Origin of the sequence: Serratia sp. T13T92 (assembly GCF_047530105.1) — a bacterium.
Classification (GTDB): Bacteria; Pseudomonadota; Gammaproteobacteria; order Enterobacterales; family Enterobacteriaceae; genus Chania; species Chania fonticola.
Map to the genome: position 1 here is coordinate 12,390 of NZ_JBLJAK010000027.1, position 22,315 is coordinate 34,704.

At 54.9% G+C, this 22,315-nt stretch carries 21 protein-coding genes and 1 other annotated feature; of the genes, 13 read left to right on the forward strand and 8 right to left on the reverse strand.

What is annotated here, in order from left to right; translation table 11 throughout:
- Window position 1 precedes the first annotated feature (1 nt).
- A complete protein-coding gene (locus ACMV5I_RS20610) occupies window positions 2-583 on the reverse strand; it encodes a glutamine amidotransferase-related protein (protein WP_021806581.1) in 582 nt (193 codons plus the stop codon).
- The gene (locus ACMV5I_RS20615; protein WP_284121422.1) at window positions 583-2,142 is read right to left on the reverse strand and encodes an anthranilate synthase component 1; all 1,560 of its coding nucleotides are present in this window, start codon (window positions 2,140-2,142) and stop codon (window positions 583-585) included. Before ACMV5I_RS20615 ends, ACMV5I_RS20610 begins: the two co-directional genes overlap by 1 nt.
- 28 nt (window positions 2,143-2,170) lie before the next feature.
- Window positions 2,171-2,275 (reverse strand) — a sequence feature (Trp leader region).
- A gap of 240 nt (window positions 2,276-2,515) precedes the next feature.
- Here ACMV5I_RS20615 and rnm point away from each other — a divergent pair.
- The 3 genes from rnm to rluB all read left to right on the forward strand — a co-directional run bounded on the left by rnm (window position 2,516) and on the right by rluB (window position 5,134).
- Window positions 2,516-3,403: an RNase RNM gene (gene rnm / locus ACMV5I_RS20620; protein WP_414825180.1), complete on the forward strand. Its 888-nt coding sequence runs from the start codon at window positions 2,516-2,518 to the stop codon at window positions 3,401-3,403.
- Window positions 3,404-3,451: 48 nt separating this feature from the next.
- Window positions 3,452-4,072: an L-threonylcarbamoyladenylate synthase gene (locus ACMV5I_RS20625; protein ID WP_021181255.1), complete on the forward strand. Its 621-nt coding sequence runs from the start codon at window positions 3,452-3,454 to the stop codon at window positions 4,070-4,072.
- A gap of 153 nt (window positions 4,073-4,225) precedes the next feature.
- Window positions 4,226-5,134 carry a 23S rRNA pseudouridine(2605) synthase RluB gene (gene rluB, locus ACMV5I_RS20630; RefSeq protein ID WP_024486388.1) on the forward strand — a complete coding sequence of 303 codons (909 nt, stop codon included), beginning with the start codon at window positions 4,226-4,228 and terminating at the stop codon, window positions 5,132-5,134.
- A 47-nt stretch (window positions 5,135-5,181) separates the two neighbouring features.
- On the opposite strand, the gene cobO is transcribed toward rluB, so the two are convergent.
- A complete protein-coding gene (cobO, locus tag ACMV5I_RS20635) occupies window positions 5,182-5,772 on the reverse strand; it encodes a cob(I)yrinic acid a,c-diamide adenosyltransferase (protein WP_024486387.1) in 591 nt (196 codons plus the stop codon).
- A gap of 13 nt (window positions 5,773-5,785) precedes the next feature.
- On the reverse strand, window positions 5,786-6,547 hold the full coding sequence (locus tag ACMV5I_RS20640) for a YciK family oxidoreductase (RefSeq protein WP_024486386.1): 762 nt from the start codon (window positions 6,545-6,547) through the stop codon (window positions 5,786-5,788).
- Between the two features lie 382 nt (window positions 6,548-6,929).
- Here ACMV5I_RS20640 and sohB point away from each other — a divergent pair, with 382 nt between their 5' ends.
- Entirely contained in the window at window positions 6,930-7,976 is a 1,047-nt protein-coding gene (gene sohB / locus ACMV5I_RS20645) for a protease SohB (RefSeq protein ID WP_202672979.1), read from the forward strand.
- 49 nt (window positions 7,977-8,025) lie between these two features.
- Here the strand turns inward: sohB and ACMV5I_RS20650 are convergent, their stop codons facing one another.
- The gene (locus ACMV5I_RS20650; RefSeq protein WP_021181261.1) at window positions 8,026-8,277 is read right to left on the reverse strand and encodes a YciN family protein; all 252 of its coding nucleotides are present in this window, start codon (window positions 8,275-8,277) and stop codon (window positions 8,026-8,028) included.
- Between the two features lie 426 nt (window positions 8,278-8,703).
- Between ACMV5I_RS20650 and topA the strand changes: the two genes are divergently transcribed.
- The 3 genes from topA to acnA all read left to right on the forward strand — a co-directional run bounded on the left by topA (window position 8,704) and on the right by acnA (window position 15,552).
- Entirely contained in the window at window positions 8,704-11,313 is a 2,610-nt protein-coding gene (topA, locus tag ACMV5I_RS20655; RefSeq protein WP_121606978.1) for a type I DNA topoisomerase, read from the forward strand.
- Window positions 11,314-11,676: 363 nt separating this feature from the next.
- Window positions 11,677-12,651: an HTH-type transcriptional regulator CysB gene (gene cysB / locus ACMV5I_RS20660; protein WP_021181263.1), complete on the forward strand. Its 975-nt coding sequence runs from the start codon at window positions 11,677-11,679 to the stop codon at window positions 12,649-12,651.
- Window positions 12,652-12,879: 228 nt separating this feature from the next.
- Window positions 12,880-15,552: an aconitate hydratase AcnA gene (acnA, locus tag ACMV5I_RS20665; RefSeq protein ID WP_414825181.1), complete on the forward strand. Its 2,673-nt coding sequence runs from the start codon at window positions 12,880-12,882 to the stop codon at window positions 15,550-15,552.
- A 33-nt stretch (window positions 15,553-15,585) separates the two neighbouring features.
- Here acnA and ribA read toward each other — a convergent pair whose 3' ends face one another.
- Complete coding sequence (gene ribA, locus ACMV5I_RS20670) at window positions 15,586-16,179, reverse strand: GTP cyclohydrolase II (protein ID WP_414825182.1); 594 nt, start codon at window positions 16,177-16,179, stop codon at window positions 15,586-15,588.
- A 277-nt stretch (window positions 16,180-16,456) separates the two neighbouring features.
- Between ribA and pgpB the strand changes: the two genes are divergently transcribed.
- The 3 genes from pgpB to lapB all read left to right on the forward strand — a co-directional run bounded on the left by pgpB (window position 16,457) and on the right by lapB (window position 19,076).
- On the forward strand, window positions 16,457-17,221 hold the full coding sequence (gene pgpB / locus ACMV5I_RS20675; RefSeq protein ID WP_414825183.1) for a phosphatidylglycerophosphatase B: 765 nt from the start codon (window positions 16,457-16,459) through the stop codon (window positions 17,219-17,221).
- Window positions 17,222-17,594: 373 nt separating this feature from the next.
- Entirely contained in the window at window positions 17,595-17,897 is a 303-nt protein-coding gene (locus ACMV5I_RS20680) for a LapA family protein (RefSeq protein ID WP_024486501.1), read from the forward strand.
- 6 nt (window positions 17,898-17,903) lie between these two features.
- Entirely contained in the window at window positions 17,904-19,076 is a 1,173-nt protein-coding gene (lapB, locus tag ACMV5I_RS20685) for a lipopolysaccharide assembly protein LapB (RefSeq protein ID WP_121606975.1), read from the forward strand.
- Window positions 19,077-19,132: 56 nt separating this feature from the next.
- On the opposite strand, the gene ACMV5I_RS20690 is transcribed toward lapB, so the two are convergent.
- A complete protein-coding gene (locus ACMV5I_RS20690) occupies window positions 19,133-19,420 on the reverse strand; it encodes an Arc family DNA-binding protein (RefSeq protein ID WP_024487006.1) in 288 nt (95 codons plus the stop codon).
- 153 nt (window positions 19,421-19,573) lie between these two features.
- On the opposite strand from ACMV5I_RS20690, the gene ACMV5I_RS20695 reads away from it, so the two are divergent.
- The gene (locus ACMV5I_RS20695) at window positions 19,574-20,503 is read left to right on the forward strand and encodes a LysR family transcriptional regulator (protein ID WP_414825184.1); all 930 of its coding nucleotides are present in this window, start codon (window positions 19,574-19,576) and stop codon (window positions 20,501-20,503) included.
- A gap of 79 nt (window positions 20,504-20,582) precedes the next feature.
- On the opposite strand, the gene bhsA is transcribed toward ACMV5I_RS20695, so the two are convergent.
- Complete coding sequence (gene bhsA / locus ACMV5I_RS20700; RefSeq protein ID WP_202672974.1) at window positions 20,583-20,843, reverse strand: multiple stress resistance protein BhsA; 261 nt, start codon at window positions 20,841-20,843, stop codon at window positions 20,583-20,585.
- A 327-nt stretch (window positions 20,844-21,170) separates the two neighbouring features.
- Between bhsA and pyrF the strand changes: the two genes are divergently transcribed.
- Window positions 21,171-21,899, forward strand: a complete 729-nt coding sequence (gene pyrF, locus ACMV5I_RS20705) for an orotidine-5'-phosphate decarboxylase (RefSeq protein WP_024487003.1) — start codon at window positions 21,171-21,173, stop codon at window positions 21,897-21,899.
- Between the two features lie 10 nt (window positions 21,900-21,909).
- Complete coding sequence (yciH, locus tag ACMV5I_RS20710; RefSeq protein ID WP_024529279.1) at window positions 21,910-22,236, forward strand: stress response translation initiation inhibitor YciH; 327 nt, start codon at window positions 21,910-21,912, stop codon at window positions 22,234-22,236.
- Window positions 22,237-22,315 lie beyond the last annotated feature (79 nt).

Consider the following 22,315-nt stretch of genomic DNA (forward strand, 5'->3'; position numbering starts at 1 on the left):
ATTATTTCGCCAGCGCCCAGGCCAGCGTCTGCTCAAGCAAACGCGCGCCTTGGGTGGTCAGAATGGATTCTGGATGGAATTGGAAACCACATACGCGGTGTTCATCGTGACGCACTGCCATCACCATGTCGCCGAAGCGAGCATTGACGGTCAGTCCTTCAGGGATATTGCTGCCGACCAGCGAGTGATAGCGGGCGACCGGCAGCGGGTTGGCCATACCGGCAAACATCCCCTGGTTATCGTGAGTAATGGAAGACGCCTTGCCGTGCAAGATCTCACCGGCCTGGCCAACGTGGCCGCCATAGGCTTCCACAATCGCCTGATGGCCGAGACAGATACCGATGATTGGCATCTGGCCGCGCAGGCGTTGCAACAGCTCGGGCATACAGCCGGCGTCGGCTGGAGTACCTGGGCCTGGGGACAGCATCAAAATAGGCTGCTCCATCTGTTGCAGACGCGCGATGATGATCTCGGCGGCAATCTGGTTACGGTAAATTACGACCTGATGGCCGCTGGCACGCAGTTGATCGACCAGGTTGTAAGTAAAGGAGTCGACGTTGTCGAGCAGTAAGATATCGGCCATTAGAAAATCTCCTTGGCCTGGTGCGCGCTGGCGATGGCACGCAGCACGGCACGTGCCTTGTTACGGGTTTCATCGGCTTCTGCCTGCGGAACGGAATCCAGCACCACACCGGCACCGGCCTGCACGGTGGCAACACCGTCCTCAACATACGCGGAACGAATGACAATACAGGTATCGAGATCGCCGTGAGCGGTAAAGTAACCCACTGCGCCGCCGTAGCTGCCACGACGGGTGCCTTCAGAGGCGGCAATCAGTTGCATGGCGCGCACTTTAGGTGCACCGCTCAACGTGCCCATATTCATACAGGCCTGATAGGCATGCAGCACGTCGAGATCGCTACGTAGCTTGCCGACCACGCGGGAAACCAGGTGCATCACGAATGAGTAACGGTCTACCTTGGTCAGATCGGCCACGTAGCGGCTGCCAGCTTCGCAGATGCGGGCCAGATCGTTGCGGGCCAGGTCGACCAGCATCAGATGTTCCGCCAGCTCTTTATGGTCGGTACGCATTTCCAGTTCGATACGGCTGTCGAGATCCAGATCCAGCGAACCGTCGGCGCGGCGTCCGCGAGGACGAGTACCGGCGATCGGATAGATTTCGATCTGGCGGCTGGTGGCTTCGTATTTCAGTGCGCTTTCCGGCGAGGCACCGAACAGCGTGAACTCGTTGTCCTGCATAAAGAACATGTAAGGGCTTGGATTGTTTTCCTTCAGCGTCTGGTAAGCCGCCAGCGGGTTAGGGCAAGGCAGAGAGAAGCGACGAGAAGGCACCACCTGGAAAATCTCACCGTGGCGGATGGCCTGCTGCAACTGGCTGACTACCGCGCCGTACTCTTCATCGCTCTGATTGCAGCTTAGCTGCATGTCTTCCAGTTTCTGATGAGGAATGGCGATCGGAGTTTGCAGCAATTGCACCTGAAGCTGTTCGAGACGCTGCTGCAAACGCAGGGTTTCAGCGTTGTCACCGTTAAATACGCTGGCTTGTAAACGAGCTACGCCGCGTTGGTGATCCAGCACCAGCAGCGTTTCCGCCAGATAGAAACAGAAGTCCGGGCAACGTTGGTCTTGGCGCAGCTCTGGCAGGTCTTCAAAGCCAGCAACCAGGTCATAGGCAAACAGGCCGCCGAGCAACATCGCTTCACGTTCATCGGCAGGAGCATCGACCAACGTCAGCATCGTGCGTAACGCATCAAACACTGACAGTGAACGCAGGCGGGCATCTTCGTCTTGTACCGTATCAATTGCCGGGAAGGTCAGCTCACGGCCATTAGGGCGAACCTGGATTTGTACGTCGGTAGGCAAGGCTTCATCCAACAGTGGCAGCAGGGCTGCGCCGTTAGCAGTCAGCGCCTGAAGGCTGACTTTACGGCCCAAGGCGGTAATGCGCAGGGCACTGTCGACAATCAGCAGGCTTTTCAGGTTTTGCTTGCTGTTGATTTCCGCCGAGTCCAGCAACAGGGTGGCAGGGCGCGCGCCGCACAGCTGATGAAAAATCGCCGTCGGATCGCTGCGGTAACCGGCCTGTGCCGTGAGTAGTTTGAGCTGTGGTTTGATGTTCATCTTCGGTAGTTCCAGTCAAATCTTGTCCATTAAAAAGCCCGCTGTAATGAGCGGGCCTAGGGAATCTGCAGTGTCAGATGACAGGTATGCGTGATTACTCGACCCTTGATTGGGAAGTACGCCACCAGCGAAGAAGAGAAGTGTGCTTAGTCATCATGTTGCTCTCTGTATTTTCATCCAACACGGTCATTGCCGTGAACTTGTGTACTAGTTAACTGGAACGAAGGGGCAATGTCAACTCTCTTTTTGCACAATATGTTAGCGGCTAATGTGAAATCGTTAATCTGGCGGGAGCGCCATCGGCAGAATAGATTTCCGTCCGGCCAACCATAACGGGTATGATAGAAAGCCAAGCCATAGCAGGATATCCCTTTTGACAGACAGCAGCCCACAATCCTCCGCTTTTACCCTGTACGATCTCCACAGCCACACCACCGCTTCGGACGGTTACTTAACGCCGATACAATTGGTGCAGCGAGCCGTTGAGATGCGCGTTGGCGTGCTGGCTATTACCGATCACGACACCACTAATGGATTGGCAGAGGCCGCGGCCGCGATAGCCGATCTTGCCTTGCCCTTGCAGCTGGTTAACGGCGTCGAGATTTCTACGCTGTGGGAAAACCATGAGATCCACATTGTTGGGCTGGGGCTCGATATCACCCATCCGGCGCTGTTACAACTGCTGGTCGAACAGACCGAGCGCCGTAATCTACGTGCGCAAGAAATCGGCGTTCGGTTAGCGAAAGCACGTATTCCCGATGCCTATGCCGGAGCACAACAGTTGGCGGGGGATGGGGCGGTTACCAGAGGGCATTTTGCTCGTTTTCTGGTGCAGCAGGGCATGGCCGACAACATGGCGCAGGTGTTCAAGAAGTATCTCGCCAAAGGGAAAATCGGCTATGTTCCGCCACAGTGGTGTACAATAGAACAAGCCATTGATGTCATTCATCAATCCGGTGGCCAAGCGGTGATGGCGCATCCGGGCCGTTACGATCTGACGGCAAAATGGCTGAAACGCCTGCTGGCCTATTTTGCCGAACATGGCGGCGATGCGATGGAGGTGGCGCAGTGTCAGCAAGCCCCCCATGAGCGTACGGTGTTGGCTAAATATGCGCAGGACTATCAATTATTGGCGTCTCAGGGTTCGGATTTCCATCAGCCCTGTTCGTGGATTGAGTTGGGGCGCAAACTGTGGTTACCCGGCGGTGTTGAACCGGTGTGGCGAGATTGGCCACAGCCCCAAGAGAGCAACGTAAATTGATTTAACGCGGGCGTTGTCGTCCGCGTGCATCATTTTCAGGAGTTACAGATGAGCCAGCTATTTTATATTCACCCGGACAATCCACAGCCGCGCCTGGTCAATCAGGCCGTAGAGGTGCTGCGCAAGGGCGGTGTGATCGTCTATCCAACAGACTCTGGCTATGCGCTGGGCTGCAAACTTGAAGAGAAGACGGCCTTGGAGCGTATCTGCCGTATTCGCCAGTTGGACGGCAACCACAACTTTACGCTGATGTGCCGCGATCTGTCCGAGCTGTCGACCTATGCCTATGTGGACAATTCGTCGTTTCGCCTGATCAAGAACAATACGCCGGGCAATTACACCTTCATCCTGAAAGCGACCAAAGAAGTCCCTCGCCGCCTGATGAATGACAAGCGTAAAACCATCGGCCTGCGTGTGCCATCCAACCCGATTGCTCTGGCATTGCTGGAAGTGCTCAATGAGCCGATGATGTCGACCACGCTGATGCTGCCAGGCAATGACTTTGCCGAATCCGATCCGGAAGAGATCAGCGAACACCTTGGTAAGCAGGTGGATCTGGTGATCCACGGCGGTTTCCTGGGCCAGCAGCCAACCACGGTTATCGACCTGACCGAATCCTCCCCGGAAGTGATCCGTGAAGGGGCGGGCGATCCAGCGCCTTTCCGCTAAACTGCCGGACGAAGTCAGTGCCAAGGAGGGATAAAGCCTGTATAATAAGCGGTTGGTTTTGACCAAGTGCTAATCTTTGCGGCCTCCTCCTCTTGGTGAGAGTGGCGGCAAAGTCCCCCCGACGCCTGTGAAGGCGACATTAGAGGTTGCTCAATGAGCGAAAAGTTACAGAAAGTATTAGCGAATGCTGGCCATGGCTCGCGTCGTGAAATAGAAACCATGATTGAGGCGGGTCGCATCAGCGTCGACGGCAAGATCGCCAAACTGGGCGACCGCGTTGAAGTGGTCGCCGGGATGAAAATTCGTCTGGACGGTCATGTTGTCTCGATCAAAGAATCCGAAGAAGCGGTTTGCCGCGTGCTGGCTTATTACAAGCCGGAAGGCGAACTCTGTACCCGTAGCGATCCAGAAGGTCGCCCAACGGTCTTCGATCGCCTGCCAAAACTGCGTGGCTCTCGCTGGGTAGCGGTAGGGCGTTTGGACGTGAATACCTCAGGCTTGCTGCTGTTTACCACTGACGGTGAACTGGCTAACCGCCTGATGCACCCAAGCCGCGAAGTTGAACGCGAATACGCCGTGCGCGTGTTCGGCCAGATCGACGACGAAAAGCTCAAGCAACTGAGCAAAGGTGTCCAACTGGAAGATGGCCCAGCGGCATTCCGCACCATCACCTTCCAGGGTGGCGAAGGGATCAACCAGTGGTACAACGTCACGCTGACCGAAGGCCGTAACCGTGAGGTGCGTCGCCTGTGGGAAGCCGTTGGCGTGCAGGTAAGCCGTTTGATCCGCGTACGTTACGGCGATATCGATCTGCCAAAAGGCCTGCCTCGTGGCGGTTATACCGAGCTGGATCTCAAGGCGATCAACTATCTGCGTGAGCTGGTGGAACTGCAACCGGAAACCGTCAGCAAACTGCCGGTGGAACGCGATCGCCGCCGTGTGAAAGCCAACCAGATCCGCCGTGCGGTAAAACGTCACAGCCAGGTTGCTCCCGGTAGCCGTCGTGGCGCACCAGGCAGCAGCAAACCGGGTAAACCGGCCAAGTCTTCCAAGCGTAGCTAAATTTATCACCGTGGCCTTGCCTTCTGGCTTGGCCACGGATTATTCAGTTACCAGTCAATGCCCTGCTGAGCCTTGATCCCCGCTTCAAACGCGTGCTTCACCGGCCGCATCTCCGTTACGGTATCCGCCAGCTCCAGTAAATCGCGATGACAGCCACGCCCAGTGATAATCACCGTCTGGTGCGCAGGACGCTGCTCAAGCGCCTCCAGCAGCTCAGCCAGCTCTAAATAGCCGTAGCTCACCATATAGGTCAACTCGTCCATCAGCACCATATCCAGGCTGCTGTCGGCCAACATCCGCTTACCGTGTTGCCAGACGGCCTGACAGGCGGCGGTATCACTTTCCCGATCCTGAGTTTCCCAGGTAAAGCCGGTTGCCATCACCTGAAATTCCACGCCGTGCTGTTGCAGCAGGTTTTTCTCGCCGTTGGGCCATTGGCCTTTGATAAACTGGATCACTCCAGCCTTCATACCGTGGCCGACGGCGCGGGTGACGGTACCGAATGCAGCGGTGGTCTTGCCTTTGCCATTGCCGGTAAAGACCAGCAATAGACCACGGGTTTCCTGCGCGGCGGCAATGCGGGCATCCACCTGTTCTTTCAGCCGTTGCTGGCGTTGCTGGTGACGATCTTCAGCCATGTTAAAAGCTTCCTTATTCGGCGGCGCCGGGTTTACGGTTGGGCTGAGCATCGAAGCTCATGCCGGTTTTACGGCGGCTGTCATCGCCCATCAAATACAGATAGAGCGGCATGATATCGGCCGGTGTTTTCAGCTTGTTTTTATCTTCCTGTGGGAATGCAGATGCACGCATTTTGGTGCGAGTTCCGCCAGGATTGATGCAATTTACCCGCAAGTTACGGTTTTTATACTCATCGGCCAATACCTGCATCATCCCTTCGGTAGCAAACTTGGAAACGGCATAGGCCCCCCAGCCGGCACGGCCGGTACGGCCAACGCTGGAACTGGTGAACACCAACGATCCTGCATTGGATTTCAGCAGCAACGGCAGCAGCGCCTGGGTAAGCATGAAGGTGGCATTCACGTTGACCTGCATCACTTCGTTCCACATGGTCATCGAAAGCTCGGCCATTGGGGCTATGTCGCCCAACAGGCCGGCGTTTTGCAATACGCCGTCCAGACGTGGCACCTTGGTGGCCAAGTCTGCCGCCAGGGTTTGGCACTGCTCTGGCGTGGTGTGTAACAAATCCAGCGTAACGATATGCGTCGGGGCGCTGGAGATGGCGGCAATTTCGGCCTGAACGGCCTGCAGTTTGCTTTCAGTGCGGCCAAGTAGCACTAGCTGTGCGCCGTAGCGAGCGTAAGTCAGCGCTGCTTCACGGCCAATGCCGTCGCCCGCCCCGGTCACCAGAATAATTCGTTGTTCGAGCAGATCCTGCTTAGGTTGGTAATGCACAATAGTTCCTCGCGCCTGGTTGGCGGCTCCCGCGCTATGGCTGGAAGCTTGGGTGGATTGCGGATCGCTGGCAGGAGCAGGATTGCTCAACCACAATGGCGATCCGCTGCGAATTTTTGTCAGTAATTTAATGAATAATGTCTGTTATATGCCTGAAATGGATCGCATTTTCAATGAGTAACCTACAGAAACGGCATTCTTTTGTAACAAAAACGGTACAATAGCGGCTTGGTTATCGATGCGGGCAACCCCATAGCACGTAGGTGCGCAGCATGCTGAGCCGTTCATCCATCTGAATTTTCATTTAGGCGCGACAGCCTTGGTGGCGATTGGCTAAAATGAACGGGATCACACTAACAAACTGTAAATAAAGGCGGTATCTGTGGAGTTTATATCTGTTTATGGCCTTTTTCTGGCCAAAGTCGCCACGGTGGTGATTGCTATTGCCGCGCTGGCGTTACTGGCGGTGAGCCTTGGGCAGCGCAAGAGCCAGCAGAAAGGGGAACTACAGCTTACCGACCTGGGTGAGCAATATCGTGAAATGCAACGGGAAATGCGCCTTGCCCGCATGGGAGCGGCAGAGCAGAAGGCCTGGAGCAAGCAGTTTAAAAAGCAGAACAAGGCCGACGACAAGCTGAAAAAACAGCGTGCCAAGGCCGGTGCGGTTGAGGCAGTCAAACCTTGCCTGTATGTGTTGGATTTCAAGGGCAGCATGGATGCCCATGAGGTCAGCTCACTGCGTGAAGAAATCTCTGCCGTGTTGGCGGTAGCGACGGCCAAAGACGAGGTGTTGCTGCGTTTGGAGAGCCCTGGTGGGGTGGTGCACGGTTATGGTCTGGCAGCGTCGCAACTGGAGCGCCTGCGCAAGGGCGGTATCCGCCTGACGGTGGCGGTGGATAAGGTCGCGGCTAGCGGCGGTTACATGATGGCCTGCGTTGCCGACCGCATTGTGGCAGCCCCGTTTGCCATCATTGGGTCGATCGGCGTGGTTGCGCAGATCCCCAACTTCCATCGTTTGCTGCAAAAGAGCAACATCGATGTGGAATTGCACACCGCTGGCCAGTTCAAACGCACCTTGACCCTGTTTGGTGAGAATACCGAACAAGGGCGGGAAAAATTCCGTGAAGATCTGAACGAAACCCACGAGTTGTTCAAACAGTTTGTTCATCAGCAACGTCCTTCATTGGCTATCGAAGAGGTCGCGACCGGTGAGCATTGGTATGGCACTCAGGCGAAAGATAAAGGGCTGGTTGACGCGGTCGGCACCAGTGACGATCTGCTGATTGCCGAGATGGAAAATCATGAGGTGGTAGGGGTGCGCTATGCTCGCCGTAAACGCCTGATCGACCGCTTTACCGGCAGTGCGGCAGAGAGCGCAGATCGTCTGCTGTTGCGCTGGTGGCAACGCGGCGAGAAACCATTGTTGTAAGCTGTTAAACCGGTGATTACACGGGGCCAGATGGCCCCGTTTTTAATGGTTAATCCACCAGATGATATTTCTCGGAAAGCACATGGGCCAGGTGCTTAAACATATTAAATACGGCGGTGGTTTTTGCCGTTGGCAGCCCCTCGGGATCTAAAAAGAACTCGCCGCGGAAAACCAACACGCTGCCTTTCTGCTCAACGTCGGTGGCCACCATGCCGTGCATATAATCTTCGTGTTGGCGGATGATGTTATTTGCTTCAGTAAGCAGATCTGCTCGTTCGATGGGTTGAGTGTTGTTACGCATTTATTTCTCCTGCAAGCGAAAATTCTGAACGTATTCTAGCGCGGGTTCGCGTTTGTCCGCAAACCAGCTAAGGTTTAATTGCCGTCTGGACGGCCAGTGATTTGACCGTCCGAGGTGAAATGAGGTTTTCCGCGCTAATTAAGTTGCGTCGCGTTTGTTATCAGGTAGAGTGTGGGATTTTGCGGCTTCCGGTGGAAGGATTTGTTTACGCTCAACGCAGGGCATACCTGGCCTGGCCTCTGGGGTTCGGCGTGAACAGGTTAGGCTGGCTAAATGCGTTCAGGTTGACCAGTTAGGCAACCATTAGAAAAAAACAGGTTGATCTCTTGCCAGAGTACCGCAATATAAATAAGAGATACGAATTGCCGCGGTACGGCGAGACAAATGGCTTCTTTTTAGAAGTATTAAATTCAGGTAAAGGTAATTATGGGCAAAGCTCTCGTAATAGTTGAGTCCCCGGCAAAAGCCAAAACTATTAATAAATATTTAGGTAATGACTACGTGGTGAAGTCCAGCGTCGGTCATATCCGTGATTTGCCGACCAGTGGCTCAGCTAGCAAAAAGAGCGCTGAGTCAACCGAAGACAAAACCAAAGACAAAGCCAAAAAGAAAGTCAAGAAAGATGAAAAGACCGCGCTGGTCAATCGCATGGGCGTCGATCCTTACCACGGGTGGGAAGCGCAATATGAGATTTTACCCGGTAAGGAAAAAGTGGTCGCCGAGTTAAAGTCGTTAGCCGAAAATGCTGACCACATTTACCTCGCAACCGACCTTGACCGCGAAGGGGAAGCCATCGCCTGGCACCTGCGGGAAGTGATCGGTGGTGACGACAAGCGCTTTAGCCGCGTGGTGTTTAACGAAATCACCAAAAACGCGATCCAGCAGGCGTTCCAAGCGCCAGGCGAGCTGAATATCGATCGTGTCAACGCACAGCAGGCGCGTCGCTTTATGGACCGCGTGGTGGGCTACATGGTGTCGCCACTGCTGTGGAAAAAAATTGCTCGTGGCCTGTCCGCTGGCAGGGTGCAGTCCGTTGCGGTACGGCTGGTGGTGGAGCGTGAGCGCGACATCAAAGCGTTCGTACCCGAAGAGTACTGGGAACTGCATGCCGATCTGCTGGCGAAAGGCGAAATCGCGCTGCAGATGGAAGTCACCCATGCCCACGATAAGCCGTTCAAACCGGTTAACCGTGAGCAGACTCATGCCGCGCTTAACCTGCTGGAAAAAGCCCGTTATACGGTGCTGGATCGTGAAGACAAGCCAACCAGCAGCAAACCGGGTGCACCGTTCATCACCTCCACGCTGCAACAGGCTGCCAGTACCCGCCTGAGCTTCGGCGTGAAGAAAACCATGATGATGGCGCAGCGTCTGTATGAAGCCGGTCATATCACCTACATGCGTACCGACTCCACCAACCTGAGTCAGGATGCGATCAACATGGTGCGTGGTTATATCGGTGACAACTTCGGCGACAAATACCTGCCGAAGGCGCCTAACCAATACAGCAGCAAAGAAAACTCCCAGGAAGCGCACGAAGCGATCCGTCCTTCCGATGTCAGCGTATTGGCTGAACAACTGAAAGATATGGAAGCGGATGCGCAGAAACTGTATCAGCTGATCTGGCGTCAGTTTGTCGCCTGTCAGATGACACCAGCGCAATACGACTCCACCACGCTGACGGTGAAAGCCGACGACTTCCTGCTGCGTGCCAAAGGCCGTACGCTGCGTTTCGATGGCTGGACCAAGGTGATGCCTGCGCTGCGTAAGGGCGATGAAGATCGCACTCTGCCGTTTGTGGAAGTGGGCAGCGAGCTGGATCTGCAAAAGCTGATCCCGAGCCAGCACTTTACCAAGCCACCGGCACGTTACAGTGAAGCTTCACTGGTTAAAGAGTTGGAAAAACGCGGAATTGGCCGTCCATCTACCTACGCCTCGATCATCTCGACCATTCAGGATCGTGGTTATGTGCGGGTAGAGAGCCGCCGGTTCTACGCGGAAAAAATGGGTGAGATTGTCACCGATCGCCTGGAAGAAAACTTCCGTGAGCTGATGAATTACGACTTCACCGCACGCATGGAAAATGGCCTGGACCAGGTCGCCAACAATCAGGCGGAATGGAAAGCAGTGCTGGACGAATTCTTTGCCGAATTCAGCGAGCAGTTGGAAACCGCCGAGAAAGACCCTGAAGAGGGCGGTATGCGCCCGAACCAGATGGTGATGACCAGCATTGACTGCCCGACCTGTGGCCGCAAGATGGGCATCCGCACCGCCAGTACCGGCGTGTTCCTTGGTTGTTCCGGTTATGCGTTGACGCCGAAAGAGCGCTGCAAAACCACCATCAACCTGGTGCCGGAAGCGGAAGTGCTGAACATCCTGGAAGGGGATGATGCAGAAACCAACGCCCTGCGTGCCCGCAAGCGCTGCCAGAAGTGCGGCACCGCGATGGACAGCTACCTGATCGACAACCAGCGCAAGCTGCACGTGTGTGGTAACAACCCGGCCTGTGATGGCTACGAAATCGAACAGGGCGAATTCCGCCTGAAAGGTTACGACGGCCCGATCGTTGAGTGTGAGAAATGTGGTTCCGAAATGCACCTGAAAATGGGGCGCTTTGGTAAGTACATGGGCTGCACCAACGAAAACTGCAAGAACACCCGTAAGATCCTGCGCAGCGGTGAAGTTGCGCCGCCGAAAGAGGATCCGGTCCCGCTGCCTGAGTTGCCGTGCGAGAAATCGGACGCCTACTTTGTGTTGCGTGATGGGGCGGCAGGCGTGTTCCTGGCGGCCAACACCTTCCCTAAATCGCGCGAAACCCGTGCGCCGTTAGTGGAAGAGTTGCTGCGCTTCAAAGATCGTTTGCCGGAGAAATTGAGCTATCTGGCCGATGCGCCGGTGGCCGATCCCGAAGGCAACAAGACGATGGTGCGCTTCAGCCGTAAAACCAAGCAGCAGTATGTCTCATCAGAGAAAGACGGCAAGGCCACCGGCTGGTCCGCATTCTTCGTTGATGGCAAATGGGTTGAAGGCAAGAAGTAACCCGGCTGCAAGGCAGCACCAAAAAAACCAGCTCACTGAGCTGGTTTTTTATTGGCGAAAATCGGCTGGCGGATCTATTCTTCTCTGCTTTTTCTTATTTTTATCGGCAAGGCTCGGCGTTGATAATCATGCGAAAAGATCGTTATCATCTTGTGAAGCGGCTCTATACTTGGTAGCGCGACATGATATAATGGTTATATAAAAACGTTTTTTATGATTAAAGCTTATTAGCAACGGCGTTTTCATCAGCATCTGGGCGAAATCACTGTGTTTAAGGCTTGTGAGAATTAAGCATACCGGGGCAACACCGAGATACCTGGCTGCGGCAGGCCGCAGTGTTTTAACCTAGGATGGTATTCAAATATGAAATTGCAGCAGCTTCGTTACATCGTAGAAGTGGTGAATCATAACCTCAACGTCTCTTCCACGGCTGAAGGTCTCTATACCTCGCAACCGGGTATCAGCAAGCAGGTGAGGATGCTGGAGGATGAGCTAGGCATCCAGATTTTCGCCCGTAGCGGCAAGCACCTTACCCAGGTGACGCCTGCTGGCCAGGAAATTATCCGCATTGCTCGCGAAGTACTGTCCAAAGTAGAGGCCATCAAGGCCGTTGCCGGGGAACATACTTACCCGGACAAAGGTTCGCTATATGTGGCCACCACCCATACCCAGGCACGCTATGCCTTGCCCAATGTGATTAAAGGCTTTATCGAGCGTTACCCGCGCGTGTCGCTGCATATGCACCAGGGCTCGCCAACGCAGATTGCCGAAGCGGTTTCCAAAGGCTCTGCAGACTTTGCCATCGCTACCGAAGCGCTGCACCTGTATGACGATTTAATCATGCTGCCGTGCTACCACTGGAACCGGGCGGTAGTAGTGAAGCCCGATCATCCTTTGGCGGGTAAGAGCCACATCACCATTGAAGAGCTGGCCGAGTATCCTATCGTCACCTATACCTTCGGCTTTACGGGGCGCTCGGAGCTGGATACGGCGTTTAACCGGGCGGGGTTGACGCCGCGCATCGTGTTTACCGCTACCGATGCTGACGTGATCAAGACTTATGTACGCCTGGGGCTGGGTGTTGGCGTGATCGCCAGCATGGCGGTCGATCCGGTACAGGATCCGGATTTGGTGATGGTGGATGCCCGCGATATCTTCACCTATAGCACCACCAAGATCGGTTTCCGCCGCAGTACCTTCCTGCGCAGCTATATGTACGACTTTATCCAGCGTTTCGCACCGCATCTGACGCGCGACGTGGTCGATACCGCGGTGGCTTTACGTACTAATGACGAGATCGAAGCCATGTTCAAGGACATCAAACTGCCGACCAAATAGGCCGTTAACTTGAACCGCATTAACTCATTTAAACCGCCGAAGGGCGGTTTTTCACTGTCTGATACCTGCTAACTCATTGACCTACCTGTAGCTTCCCGCCTTTGATTGCTCTTGCCTATCGTTATGATCAATACGTGTTGTTATCAAAACGTTACATGGCGTTTGTGTTATCTTTAAATAACACCTCAGAAATCACCCTGGTTTGACATAATAAAAAATGGAGGAGCTATGTCGTCCGATCTTCGTAAAACGAGTATGGATAAGCTGGTAGCACTGGGTAGTGAGTATCACTATTACAGTTTGCCACTGGCGGCCAGACAGTTAGGGGATATTGACCGGCTGCCGAAATCGATGAAAGTGTTACTGGAAAACCTGTTGCGCCATGTGGATGGTGATACGGTACAGGTTGACGATCTGAAGGCGATCGTAGGTTGGTTGCAAACCGGCCATGCCGATCGCGAAATTGCTTATCGCCCGGCGCGGGTGTTGATGCAGGACTTCACCGGTGTGCCTGCCGTGGTGGATTTGGCGGCAATGCGTGAGGCCGTTCTGCGCCTGGGAGGGAACGTCGATCAGGTGAACCCGCTGTCACCGGTCGATTTGGTCATTGACCACTCTGTCACTGTCGATGAGTTTGGCGACCATGACGCCTTTGGCGAAAACGTGCGTATCGAAATGGAGCGTAACCACGAACGCTACACCTTCCTGCGGTGGGGGCAAAAGGCCTTCAACCGCTTCCGCGTGGTGCCACCCGGCACCGGCATCTGCCATCAGGTAAACCTGGAGTATCTGGGGCAAACCGTTTGGCATACCGAAGAGAATGGCCAACGCATTGCTTACCCCGATACCCTGGTGGGGACCGACTCCCACACCACCATGATTAACGGTCTTGGTATCCTAGGCTGGGGCGTTGGCGGTATTGAGGCCGAAGCTGCCATGTTGGGCCAGCCAGTCTCCATGCTGATCCCGGATGTGGTGGGTTTTAAACTCAGCGGTAAGTTATCCGAGGGTATTACGGCCACCGACCTGGTGCTGACCGTCACCCAAATGCTGCGTAAGCACGGCGTCGTCGGCAAGTTTGTTGAGTTTTATGGTGATGGACTGGCTGATTTGCCGTTGGCGGACCGGGCAACCATTGCCAACATGTCGCCAGAGTTCGGGGCAACCTGTGGCTTCTTCCCGGTGGATGACGTGACGTTGGGCTACCTGCAGTTAAGTGGCCGTAGCACTGAGCAGATCGCATTGGTGGAAGCCTATGCCAAGGCACAGGGGATGTGGCGTAATCCAGGCGATGAACCGGTGTTTACCAGCACGCTGTCGCTGGATATGTCAACGGTTGAGGCCAGCCTGGCAGGGCCGAAACGCCCGCAGGACCGCGTCGCGCTACCGCAGGTGCCAACCGCATTCACCGCCGCGACCGAGCTGGAGATTGGCGGTCAGAAAGATAAGCAGGAAGTGAAAAGCTTCACGCTGGGAGGCAAAAGCTTGGAGCTAAATACCGGCGCGGTGGTGATCGCAGCCATTACCTCCTGTACCAACACCTCCAACCCGAGCGTGATGATGGCCGCTGGCCTGTTGGCCAAAAAAGCCGTTGAAAAGGGCTTGAAAACCAAGCCGTGGGTGAAAACCTCACTGGCACCGGGTTCCAAAGTGGTGACCGAATACTTCGACCGCGCCAAACTGACGCCGTACCTGGAGCAATTGGGCTTTAACCTGGTTGGCTACGGCTGTACGACCTGTATTGGTAACTCGGGCCCGTTGCCCGAGCCGATTGAGCAGGCGATCAAGGAAGGGGATCTTACCGTAGGCGCTGTGCTGTCCGGTAACCGTAACTTTGAAGGGCGTATCCACCCGCTGGTAAAAACCAACTGGCTGGCTTCGCCGCCACTGGTGGTTGCCTATGCGCTGGCAGGTAACATGAAGGTTGATCTGACCAAAGATGCGTTGGGCGTAGGTCGCGACGGGAAACCGGTTTATCTGAAGGATATCTGGCCTACCAGCCAGGAGATTGCCCAAGCCGTGGCCGAGGTCAGCACCGAAATGTTCCATAAGGAATATGGTGCCGTGTTTGATGGCGACGCCAGTTGGCAAGCGATCCAGGTGACCGGTTCCGCGACCTACGAATGGCAAGCTGACTCTACCTATATTCGCCATCCTCCATTCTTCAGTACCATGAAAGCGCAACCGGATCCGGTGCAGGACATTCACGGCGCGCGTATTCTGGTAATCCTGGCAGACTCGGTGACCACTGACCATATCTCGCCTGCGGGCAACATCAAGCGTGACAGCCCGGCGGGGCGCTACCTGAGTGAACGTGGTGTCGAGGTGAAAGAGTTCAACTCTTACGGTTCGCGCCGCGGTAACCACGAAGTGATGATGCGGGGCACCTTCGCCAACATCCGTATCCGTAACGAAATGGTTCCGGGTGTGGAGGGGGGCTATACCCGCCATCTGCCTTCGCAGAATCAGATGGCGATCTATGATGCTGCCATGCAGTATCAGCAGGAGCAGGTGCCACTGGCGGTAATCGCTGGTAAAGAGTATGGCTCCGGCTCCAGCCGTGACTGGGCAGCCAAAGGTCCGCGTTTATTGGGGGTGCGAGTGGTGATCGCCGAATCCTTTGAGCGCATCCACCGTTCCAACCTTATCGGTATGGGTATCTTGCCGCTGGAATTCCCGCAGGGTATAACGCGCAAAACGCTGGGTTTGACGGGGGAGGAACTGATCGACGTGAGTGGTTTGCAGGCGTTGCAACCCGGCCAGACGGTGCCGGTCAATATCACCTATGCCGATGGCCAGCAGGTGGTGGTGAACACCCGTTGCCGCATTGATACCGGCAATGAGCTGACTTATTACCAGAACGACGGCATCCTGCACTACGTTATCCGTAAAATGCTGTAGAGAGAACAAGGGCGCCAAAAGGCGCCCTTGTTGTTATTTTTTGTCCAGCAAGTGGCCCATTTTAGCGGCCTTGGTGGCCAGATAACGTTCGTTCTTCGGGTTACGGCCCACGATCAACGGCACGCGCTCGGAGATATTAATGCCCGCTTCGCTCAGGATCTCGACCTTCTTTGGGTTATTGGTCAGCAGGCGCACCGCATCTACCCCCAGCAGTTTGAACATATCGGCGCACAGGGTGAAGTCTCGCTCATCGGCGGCAAAGCCTAGCTGATGGTTGGCTTCCACCGTGTCCGCCCCTTTATCCTGCAAGGCATAGGCGCGTATCTTGTTCAACAGACCGATATTACGGCCTTCCTGGCGGTGATACAGCAGAATGCCACGGCCTTCCTCGGCGATCTGTTCCAACGCGGCTTCCAGTTGAAAACCGCAGTCACAGCGCAGGCTGAACAGCGCATCACCGGTCAGACATTCGGAATGAACCCGTGAGAGGACCGGTATTTCACCGGTAATATCGCCGAAAACCAGTGCCAGATGATCCTGCCCGGTGGCCAGTTCTTCGAACCCCACCATCAGAAAATCACCCCATGGTGTTGGCAGTTTGGCTTCCGCCACACGTTTAAGCTGCATGTCACTCTCCAAAAACACTACCTGTCAAATCGCTGCGTGCATCCTACGACTGGAACAGGGGACTGACCAGCATTAAAACAGACGGCGACGATCGCTATTTCATTCTTTACCGGCTATTTTGCCATAACTTGTGGCCGAGCGGTGCTCAGCAAAGCAGCATACGGCGTTTTACCGCTCCTATTGTTGCAATAGGTCATTTATCTATCTAATTTCTCTTGTTTTGCTGAGTTCGCAAGATTGTTACACTGCGGGTTAACCACAGCGGAAGGATAATGGGATGTTAAAGATAGCAAAACGCACGGCGGGCGGAGCGATAGTGCTGATGTTGTTGCCGCTGGCGGTCTGGCTTTTTGGCTGGCACTGGCAACCCGGCGGTAATGACGGCCTGTTAAAAGCGCTGTTCTGGGTGACGGAAACTGTCACTGCGCCCTGGGGTATTCTCACCAGCCTGATCCTGTCGGCCTGGTTTCTGTGGTGTCTGCGTTTTCGGCTGAAACCGGCGGTGGGGCTGTTCATCCTGTTGTCTGCGGCGATCGGGATTGGCCAGGCGGTCAAATCTTCCATCAAAGAGCAGGTACAGGCACCGCGGCCGTTTGTCGTGTGGCTGGAGTCGACCCATCAGATTGATGAAAAATATTTCTACTCGTTGGACAGGAAGCAACGTAGCGCTCTGGTCAAAGAGCAGTTGCTGGACCAGGCGCTGGTGCCTGAATGGTTGAGCAGACACTGGCAGTTTGAAACCGGCTTCTCGTTCCCTTCAGGCCACACGATGTTTGCCGCTACGTGGGCATTGCTGGGGGTCGGGTTACTGTGGCCACGGAGGCACTTTAAAACCGTAGCGGTACTGATGGTTTGGGCATTTGGCGTGATGGGAAGCCGCCTGATGCTCGGCATGCATTGGCCGCGGGATCTGGCGATGGCGATTGTTATTAGCTGGCTGCTGGTTACCCTGGCAAGTTGGCTGACTCAGCGTTGGTTTGGGCCACTCACCATTCCCCCGCAGGAGCAGCAGGAAATCGGCGAGCGGGAACGCGATAAGTGATTTCGCACGGAAGGTGATGAAAATTTATCGTGACATTGTCACATTTTAGCGGCTCCAACCCGGGGCCGCATCAACGCTGGTATTTACCCTGCATTGCAATCTGTCCTTTCGCCCCCATATCTTATCAAACCCGTGATTTTGAGAAGCTTTCTCATTAATTTGCTCAGGCGCTGCATTTCTTGCTGAATATCCCAGCAGATCTACGGTTTTATCGTCTGCCAGGGTTTCCCTGCTACGATGGGAAATGCTAACTTAAGTCATAGGGACGCCACTTAGCGGCAATTACCCGTGGGCGGCAAACCCTGTATTGGGTTCCGGTTTGTGGCCTTGAGGGTAGAGTTCATCCGATTCACTCGGCATTGCGGGAAAGAATGTGAAATATTTACTGATTTTTTTACTGGTTCTGGTGATTTTCGTGGCTTCAGTCACGCTGGGCGCGCATAACGACCAGGTGGTGACGTTTAACTATTTGGTTGCTCAGGGCGAATATCCTGTATCTACCCTGTTAGCCACCCTGTTTGGTGCTGGCTTTGTGTTGGGGTGGATTATTTGTGGGTTATTTTATCTGCGCACACGCATCGCTCTTGGGCGTGCAGAGCGGAAAATCAAAAGGCTGGAACTGCAGCTCGAAGCACCTGTCGAGCCGGCACCGTTGCCCGCAGTCAGCAAGGAATAATCTGTTATGTTAGAGCTGCTGTTTCTGTTGCTGCCTGTAGCTGCCGCGTACGGTTGGTACATGGGGCGCAGAAGTGCTCAGCAGGATAAACAACAGGAAGCCAACCGCCTGTCGCGTGAATACGTGGCTGGGGTTAACTTCCTGCTTTCCAACCAACAGGATAAAGCGGTCGATCTGTTTCTCGACATGTTGAAAGAGGACAGCAATACCGTTGAAGCCCATCTGACGTTGGGCAATCTGTTCCGCTCTCGTGGTGAGGTCGATCGCGCCATCCGCATCCATCAGGCCTTGATGGAAAGCGCTTCTCTAACCTTCGAACAGCGTCTGCTGGCGATACAGCAACTGGGGCGTGACTATATGGCCGCCGGGTTGTATGACCGCGCCGAGGACATGTTCAGCCAGTTAATCAATGAAGAAGACTTCCGTGTTTCCGCGCTGCAGCAATTACTGGTGATCCACCAGGCCACCAGCGACTGGCAGAAAGCCATCGAAGTGGCAGAAAAGCTGGTCAAACTGGGTAAGGAAAAGCAGCGCGTCGAGATCGCGCATTTTTACTGTGAGCTGGCCCTGCAGGCGATGGGCAGCGACGATCTGGACAAGGCGATGGGTCTGCTCAAGCGCGCGGCCTCGGCGGATAAACAGTGCGCTCGCGTGTCGATCATGGTTGGGCGTATCTTCATGGCGCAAGAGGAGTATGCCAAGGCGGTAGAAACCCTGACGCGCGTATTGGATCAAGATAAAGAGCTGGTCAGCGAAGCGTTACCGATGCTGCAGGAATGCTACCAGCATTTGCCTCAACAACAGCAAGACTGGGCAGACTTCCTCAAACGTTGTGTGGCGGAGAATACCGGTGCCACGGCGGAATTGATGCTGGCGGAAGTGATCGAGCAGCGGGAAGGGAGCGATGTGGTGCAGGTGTACATCAATCGCCAGTTGCAGCGCCATCCGACCATGCGCGTGTTTTATCGCCTGATGGATTATCATCTGGCAGATGCAGAAGACGGGCGCGCCAAAGAAAGCCTGCTGTTGCTACGGGATATGGTGGGCGAGCAGATCCGTACCAAACCGCGCTACCGCTGCCACAAATGCGGTTTTACCGCCCATTCACTTTACTGGCATTGTCCTTCGTGCCGGGCCTGGTCTTCGGTTAAACCGATACGCGGGCTGGACGGGCAATAAAAGAGCTTGTTAACTAGGGGCGCTGCAAATGCGGCGCCCGCTTAGATTGTCCGGGGTTACTTTTTCTTGCCGCTTTTCGCGCCGCCTTTCAACAGTTGGCGCAGCTTCTTCAGCTCTTTCTGGCTAAGAGGTTGTTCAACCTCCTCTTCGGTACCCTGATTATCGATATCGTCATGATGCAGCGGAGCCGCTTTCTTGCTGGCTTTGGCCGGGACTTCGAAGCTATGCTCCAGCCGTTGGCACACCTCTGCACTCAATGAAAGCTGGTTCTCCAAGGCCATTGCCTTGATTTGCTCTTTCAGTGCCAGAGGGATCTTGATGGTAAGTGTCGATATCTCGCTCATTTTGCTGCCTTTTACGCGGGAGGTTACCATCAAGCTAAGTCAGCCATGCAGATCTGTCTAGTGTGTAATAAAAATTTAATAATTTTGTAACATAAGTAGGCTACATAAACGCGCCACGCTTTCCTCATTTTTCTGGTCGAGCTACTATGAGCCATGACTGAACCCGATCTCAATTTACTTATCGCCCTTGATGCGCTGCTTGCTGAAGTTAGCGTGGCTGGTGCTGCGCGTCGTCTTGGCCTCAGCGCTTCGGCCATGAGCCGCACGCTCACCCGGTTACGCACCGTTACCGAAGATCCCTTGTTGGTGCGCGCCGGCCGCCACATGGTGCTGACGCCTTATGCCGAAGAGCTCCGGGAACGTACGCAAAATGCCGTATTTGCGGCGCGTTCGGTGCTGCGCCCTTCGGCCACAGAATTGAACCTCGCCACGCTGGAACGAACCTTTATCATTCGTGCCAATGAGGGGTTTGTGGAGGCATTTGGAGCTTCACTGATTGCGGCAACGGCGAAGGCAGCGCCTTTGGTGCGCCTGCGCTTTTCACCCAAACCAGAGAAAACCTCAAAGCATCTGCGTGAAGGTCTGGTCGATCTTGAGATTGGCGTCTTGGGGACCATGGGGCCGGAAATACGCTTGCAGGCGCTGTTCAGGGATCGCTTCGTTGGGGTGGTAAGAGCGGGGCATCCGCTGACGCAGGAACCAGAGGTGACGGCCAGCCAGTATGCTGCGTTGGGCCATGTTGTCGCTTCCCGGCGGGAGCGCACCGACGGGCCGGTAGACGAAGCATTGGCTGAACTAGGTTTGCGGCGCAACATTGCCGCCGTGGTGCCGAGTTTCCCGGCAGCCTTGGCCGTAGCTCAGGAGTCCGATCTGGTGGCGTTGGTGCCTGCCTCATTCCTGATCAATCAACCGGTGGCCAATATTGATGGGGGCGTAGGGACACTCTGGGCTTTTGAACTGCCGGTAACCACCAGGGCGATTACGATATCGCAGCTGTGGCATCCCCGCTCAGAGGCGGATCCGGCTCATCGCTGGTTGCGGCAATTGGTACTGAATGTCTGCCGCAAGTTGGTACCAGAATAAAAACATGTGGGCTGTGGTGCAGTAGGGGATGGGCGCCGAATGCAGCGCCCGTTCAGATAATCTAGAGGGTGGTTCGAACTTATTTATAGATGACCGCGTTGCCGTGCAGCATGTTGTTGCCACCGGCGGCGACAATGCGGTAGCTGCTAGCGCCTTGGGCTTCGGCTTTGGCCGCCAGCTTGGCTTCCAGGCCGCTTAGAGTGGTAACGCCACCGGCAGAAACTACGCCAACTTCGGTCAGACTCTGTGCCTGTTGCTGGCTGACCGGCTCAGCGGCAGCGCTGGCAAATGAGGTTAGGGCCAGAACGGTAGCTGCTGCAAAATATTTGATGCCTTTCATGAGTATCTCCAATTTGGTTTTGAGGGTGAAAGTGTTTCCGCTTTCGATGTGTTGAATGATAAAGCATTTATAAACGGATGAAATCGGATAGGCTTGAGCATGTTAATCAAATTATTTGATTGAGAATTTACGCTTCTTTACCGCGTTTTACTCACCCTGGGTTAACGGCGCAGGGTGTTATTGACAGTCGATGACCAACGCTGCGTTAACATTACGTAACGGCAATGGGTTGCGTGACTGGGATTTCCGCTGTCTGGCATGTAGAATGCGGCGGTCAGTTTTGCTGGCGGCTCACTCATCATGTCCATTTCACACAAGGTAGAAGCTATGAAGTCTGAAAATAACTCAAATAACAATGACTTAAAATCATCGCCCATCATCGTGGCATTGGATTACGCGGACCGTTCCGCCGCATTGGCCTTTGCTGACCGCATCGATCCGCAAGATTGCCGGCTAAAAGTGGGTAAAGAGATGTTCACCCTGTTCGGGCCTGAGATTGTGCGCGATCTGCATCAGCGTGGATTTGAGGTGTTCCTCGATTTGAAATTCCACGATATTCCTAACACCACGGCGCATGCCGTAGCCGCTGCGGCGGAGTTGGGCGTATGGATGGTGAACGTACATGCCAGCGGTGGTGCTCGCATGATGAACGCTGCCAAAGAGGCGCTACTGCCTTATGGCGCGGATGCACCGCTATTGATTGCCGTCACCGTTCTCACCAGCATGGAGGCGGAAGATCTGCGCGCCATTGGTATCGAACTCAGCCCGGCAGAACAGGCGGAAAGATTGGCTCGCCTGACGCGCGACTGTGGCCTGGACGGCGTGGTCTGTTCTGCACAGGAAGCTTCACGCCTGAAAGCTGCCTGTGGCAACCAATTCCAACTGGTTACCCCAGGTATTCGCCCGGAAGGCAGTGCCGCAGGCGATCAGCGCCGCGTGATGACGCCGGTGCAGGCTTTGGCCGCCGGAGTTGATTATATGGTGATCGGCCGCCCAATTACGCAATCCGCCGATCCAGCGGCAGCGCTCAGCGCTATTCGAGCCTCACTGGCTTAAGGAACCCAACATGAATGATGATAATAGCCGCCTGGTGTACTCCACCGACAGCGGGCGTATCAAGCAGGAAGAAGCCAAGCCAGAGCGCGCCAAAGGCGATGGCATCGTGCGTATTCAACGCCAGACCAGCGGCAGAAAAGGCAAGGGGGTTTGCCTGATCACCGGTGTCGATCTGGATGATGCGGCACTGGATAAACTGGCTGCCGAACTGAAAAAGAAATGCGGTTGTGGTGGCTCGGTGAAGGATGGTGTGATCGAGATCCAGGGCGACAAACGCGACCTGCTTAAGCAATTGCTGGAAGCCAAGGGCATGAAGGTTAAGCTGGCAGGCGGTTGAGCAGCTGAATGAAATATGCCGCAGTGTGTCACTGCGGCTGCATTCATCGAAATGATAATCGTAAAAATAGACCTGAAAG

Coding starts and splice junctions, on each gene's coding strand:
- ACMV5I_RS20610 (WP_021806581.1), bottom strand. CDS start 583: ATGGCCGATATCTTACTGCTCGACAACGTCGACTCCTTTACTTACAAC.
- ACMV5I_RS20615 (WP_284121422.1), bottom strand. CDS start 2,142: ATGAACATCAAACCACAGCTCAAACTACTCACGGCACAGGCCGGTTAC.
- ACMV5I_RS20625 (WP_021181255.1), top strand. CDS start 3,452: ATGAGCCAGCTATTTTATATTCACCCGGACAATCCACAGCCGCGCCTG.
- rluB (WP_024486388.1), top strand. CDS start 4,226: ATGAGCGAAAAGTTACAGAAAGTATTAGCGAATGCTGGCCATGGCTCG.
- cobO (WP_024486387.1), bottom strand. CDS start 5,772: ATGGCTGAAGATCGTCACCAGCAACGCCAGCAACGGCTGAAAGAACAG.
- ACMV5I_RS20650 (WP_021181261.1), bottom strand. CDS start 8,277: ATGCGTAACAACACTCAACCCATCGAACGAGCAGATCTGCTTACTGAA.
- topA (WP_121606978.1), top strand. CDS start 8,704: ATGGGCAAAGCTCTCGTAATAGTTGAGTCCCCGGCAAAAGCCAAAACT.
- cysB (WP_021181263.1), top strand. CDS start 11,677: ATGAAATTGCAGCAGCTTCGTTACATCGTAGAAGTGGTGAATCATAAC.
- acnA (WP_414825181.1), top strand. CDS start 12,880: ATGTCGTCCGATCTTCGTAAAACGAGTATGGATAAGCTGGTAGCACTG.
- ribA (WP_414825182.1), bottom strand. CDS start 16,179: ATGCAGCTTAAACGTGTGGCGGAAGCCAAACTGCCAACACCATGGGGT.
- pgpB (WP_414825183.1), top strand. CDS start 16,457: ATGTTAAAGATAGCAAAACGCACGGCGGGCGGAGCGATAGTGCTGATG.
- lapB (WP_121606975.1), top strand. CDS start 17,904: ATGTTAGAGCTGCTGTTTCTGTTGCTGCCTGTAGCTGCCGCGTACGGT.
- ACMV5I_RS20690 (WP_024487006.1), bottom strand. CDS start 19,420: ATGAGCGAGATATCGACACTTACCATCAAGATCCCTCTGGCACTGAAA.
- ACMV5I_RS20695 (WP_414825184.1), top strand. CDS start 19,574: ATGACTGAACCCGATCTCAATTTACTTATCGCCCTTGATGCGCTGCTT.
- bhsA (WP_202672974.1), bottom strand. CDS start 20,843: ATGAAAGGCATCAAATATTTTGCAGCAGCTACCGTTCTGGCCCTAACC.
- pyrF (WP_024487003.1), top strand. CDS start 21,171: ATGAAGTCTGAAAATAACTCAAATAACAATGACTTAAAATCATCGCCC.
- yciH (WP_024529279.1), top strand. CDS start 21,910: ATGAATGATGATAATAGCCGCCTGGTGTACTCCACCGACAGCGGGCGT.